Origin of the sequence: Wolbachia endosymbiont of Drosophila bocki (assembly GCF_028982005.1) — a bacterium.
In the GTDB taxonomy this organism is placed as follows: domain Bacteria; phylum Pseudomonadota; class Alphaproteobacteria; order Rickettsiales; family Anaplasmataceae; genus Wolbachia; species Wolbachia pipientis.
The window spans coordinates 1-4,250 of the sequence record NZ_JAPQLG010000042.1 but is presented as its reverse complement, the minus strand read 5'-3'; the positions used below and the strand labels follow the sequence as shown (position 1 = coordinate 4,250).

Below are 4,250 nucleotides of genomic sequence, written 5' to 3'. Positions count from 1 at the left end.
CAACGCCAGCTTGCAAATGATTGTCCTTTCCTTCATTTCCCTCCTATTACGAAGATTTTAAACAGGTTCTTATGCTAGATCAGGAGCATTTTCAGACAACGTTATCGCCAGAATACAACTAGAACTTATGGATTGGCGCTTCAGGCGCAAAGCTAAGCACATACTAAATGATATAAGGAGCAGTGTGCAAGACACGAAAGGAATAATAATTAATGTTCAAGAGGAAAAGCCAGGACCGTCGGCTGACAAGCCAATACAAATTAACCTCAGCGGGAGTGTATCCAGTTTGAATTTAGCAGCAGAGAAAATTCTAGAAATTATGAACCAACCTTCATCCGGGTTTATAAATATTCAAGATAGCAGATCAGCACCTGAAATAGAGTGGAATATGAGTGTTGATAAGAGTAAGGCTACAAGCTCTGAAGTAAGTGTTGCAACCATTGGCGATTTTATAAAGATGGTTACAAATGGAGTGTTGATTGGAAAATATAGACCAAATAACACGGATGAAGAAATCGATATTGTACTCCGTTTCCCTGGAAAGGATCGCAACATGAAGACTATAGACAATCTTTTTATCAATACAGTTAATGGCCCGTATCCTATGAGCAATATAGTAAAATATGCTCCCGAAAAAAAGGTAAACAAACTAAACAGGATTGATGGATTACGCATAGTGACAATCTCTGCTGACGTTGATACTGGCTATCTTGTTGATGAAAGAGTAAAGTTCATTCAGAATTCTATTGCCCAGGATTGGGACAAGGGAGTAAAAATTGATTTTAAAGGCGACAAAGAAGATCAACAAAAATCAGGAGCATTTTTGTTAAAGGCTTTTATATTAGCGATTACACTAATGATATTGGTATTAGTGACACAGTTTAATAATGTATACCATACATTTATCGTAATGACAGCAGTGTTTTTATCCACAACATGTGTGTTTTTTGTTTTCTTTCTTATCCAACAAGTTTTCGTAGTTGTTATGTGTGGAGTGGGGATAATTGCTTTGGCGGGAATTATAGTGAATAATAACATACTATTACTTGATGCCTTTCATCACCAAATTAAGGTACACAAAAATGACATCAAGCGATGTGTAATAAACGCTGCAATTTCTCGCGTTAGGCCAATATTGCTTACCGTTGCAACCACAGTTCTTGGTTTAATACCGATGATTACCAGGTTAAATATCAATTTTTTTACGCTACAAATCACATATGATGCTCCATCAAGCCAGTGGTGGGTTGACATTTCAACAACCATAGCAAGCGGAATATTGGTTGCAACGGTTTTAACTTTATTCTTTACTCCTGCGTTGCTTGTTATACAGGGACATGAAAAAACTTGACTTAAATTAGCAATCATTTAACATTTAAGATAGTGTTCTTTGCCCGTTGGAGCTATAATTATAACTAATTACATTGGATTTATTTATTATGATTGCTGATCGTAAAAGCAGTGTTAAGCAGAAAAGTAACAAGAATAACATAGTTGGAAGCCTTGATGTAATAAAAACAGCAGGAGAGCTTTCACTTCAAAAAGGTTTAGATTTTGATGTTGTAATAAAGGCACTAGAAAGTGCTATAGAAGCAGTGGCTTATCAAAAATATGGTAGCAAAAGTAAAATTGTAGTTAATATAGATAGAAACACAGGCAAAGTTACTTCATACAGAAAACTAAAAGTTATTGATGACGAATCAAATAGAGAAGAGAATACTGAGTACGAATCAATTACGCTGACACAAGCTAAATTAATGAAAGAAGATGCAAAAATTGGAGATACTGTTAGTGAATTACTCTCTCTTAACACTGATCTTGCTTCAGCAAGAATTGCCCAGCAAAAAATTGCTCAAATAATTAAAGATGAAGAGTCAAAAAAGCAATATGAGGAATTTAAAGATAAGGTGGGAGAAATAGGGTATGGTATTGTTAAACAAGTAGAATATTCAGATCTTATTATAGACATAAATGGCACTAAGGCATATCTTCCATTACGAAATTTAACCGGTGGTGAATCATTTCGTGAAGGCGATAAGGTTAAAACTTATATACAGACTGTTAAGCGCTCTGATGATGGACGTCAAATTATTCTTTCTAGGACTCATGAAGGCTTTTTAGAGGCATTATTAAATCAAGAAATACCAGAAATTGCTGATGGGTTAGTAATAATTAAAGGTATAGCTAGAGACGCCGGCTCAAGGTCTAAGGTTGCTGTTTTCTCTCCTGACAAGAACATTGATCCAGTAGGTGCTTGTGTTGGAGTTAAGGGAGATAGAATAAAAACCATTATACACGAATTAAATGGTGAAAAAATTGACGTTATAAATTACTCCTCAGATTTGGGTCAATTTGTTATTAAAGCCATTACTCCTGCAGAAGTATCGAAGGTTATTATTGATGAAAATGAAAATTGCATAGAGTTAATAGTTGCTGAAGATCAATTGAGTTTAGCGATAGGAAAAAAGGGCCAGAATGTAAGATTAGCTTCAGAGCTTGTTGGATGGAAAATTGAGATATTAAGCACTCAGCAAGAATCAGAAAGGCGAAGTAAAGAACTTAGTCAATGTTCAGCTTTATTTGCTGAAGCTTTAAACTTAGAAGAGATTATGGGTCAGCTATTGGTAACAGAAGGTTTTTCAAGTGTAGAAGACATATCTAGCGCTTCAATTAAAGAGCTTGCTTCAATAGAGGGCTTTAATGAAGATATTGCAAACGAACTTCACAATAGAGCAAATAAGTACCTGAAAGCAGAAAATGATAGAAAAATAGAAGAGCTAAAAAGTTTAGGTATGGAGGATGATGTAATCAATTTAACTTTATCAATAGACAATAAAATTGCTCTTAGTAAGCATGATATTAAGACTTTAGAGGACATAGCAGATTTATCAAGTTATGAGTTTTGCAGCATACTCTCTTCCTCATCCGATAGCAAAGAAGATCTAAAAGATACAGTAGATTCAATAATCATAGAAGCACGTAAAAAGCTTGGATTAATATAGTAAAATAATATGAATAATGAAGATATCAGTGATAAAAAATTAACGCTCCAAGGTTTAAGCAAGCTTAAATTAGACCTCAATTTAAACTCTTCAACTAGCCCAAGTACTGGAGCTACAATAGTAAAAAAAAGAAGAAAAAAATCTCACGATGCAGAAGAACATAATTTGTTTGACGAGAGTAAATTAGGTTCTTTAACAGAGAAAGAACAAATTTTCCGCATTAATGCTGTGCAGAATGCTGCTTTGCTGAAAGAAAAAAATCAGAGAGAAGAAAAAGAGAAAACAGCAAAAGAAGACAGCAATAAAGAGATTGACGAGAAAAATGAAGCGGACATTTTATCTAAAGAAATAAATAAGCAAGTTTTAAGTGATACTCACTTAGTTGAACTAAAAGAAGATAATATTGACTATGAGGGCGACGATAAAAAGTTTTCTAAAGTCAACAAAGATATATATTCTAAGCATTCTAAACTGGTAATTGCACAGGCAATAGATGAAAAAACTGAACAACCCCCTGTATTTAAGCAAAGATTTGGTATAAGAAGTAGAAAGTCAAAGTTTGCCAAGGGTAAAAATATATCAAGAGAAGTTATTATACCAGACAAAATAACTATCAGGAAGTTATCTATTAGCATGGCAGAAGATAGCAAGAGTGTGCTAAAAATGTTCAAAGAAGAAGTCGGTGAGAGTTATAGAGTAGATGATCTGGTGGATCCAGATATAGCATGTGAAATAGTGGAAAAATTTAATCATATGGCTAAACGAGTGAGCGATACCAACAGAGAAAAAGATTTATTTTTTATAGAAGGCAGAGAAAGCCTGCCTAAAAAACCTAAACCACCAATCGTCACTTTTATGGGACACGTCGATCATGGTAAAACCTCATTGCTCGATGCATTTCGTGAATCTAATGTTGCAGAAAGAGAGTCAGGTGGCATAACTCAACACATAGGTGCTTATCAAATAACGACAAAAGATAAGCAAAAAATTACCTTTATTGATACACCAGGACATGAAGCGTTCACTGCGATGCGTGCACGTGGTGCCAATATTACTAATATAGTTGTAATAGTAGTTGCAGCTGGCGATGGAATCATGAAACAAACAGTTGAAGCAATAAATCATGCAAAAGCAGCAAATGTTTCCATTATAGTTGCTATTAATAAAATTGATAAATCTGAGCCTGGTGATGTAGAAAAAATAATTAATAGTTTGCCTCAATATGATCTCATCCCTGAAGGGCTTGGT

General features: G+C 34.5%; 2 protein-coding genes and 1 pseudogene. All 3 read left to right on the top strand.

Translation table 11 applies throughout. The features are described 5' to 3' along the window. Nucleotides 1–67: 67 nt before the first annotated feature. Nucleotides 68–1,351, top strand: a pseudogene (locus OZD61_RS00825) (efflux RND transporter permease subunit); the annotation flags it as partial. A gap of 88 nt (nucleotides 1,352–1,439) precedes the next feature. Beyond that, a complete protein-coding gene (gene nusA, locus OZD61_RS00820; RefSeq protein WP_274979491.1) occupies nucleotides 1,440–3,002 on the top strand; it encodes a transcription termination factor NusA in 1,563 nt (520 codons plus the stop codon). A 9-nt stretch (nucleotides 3,003–3,011) separates the two neighbouring features. Continuing rightward, the coding region (locus OZD61_RS00815; protein ID WP_274979490.1) for a GTP-binding protein at nucleotides 3,012–4,250 on the top strand (1,239 nt) is incomplete at its 3' end.

Excerpts from the sequence above, each read along its gene's own strand:
- nusA (WP_274979491.1), top strand. The coding sequence starts at position 1,440 with ATGATTGCTGATCGTAAAAGCAGTGTTAAGCAGAAAAGTAACAAGAAT.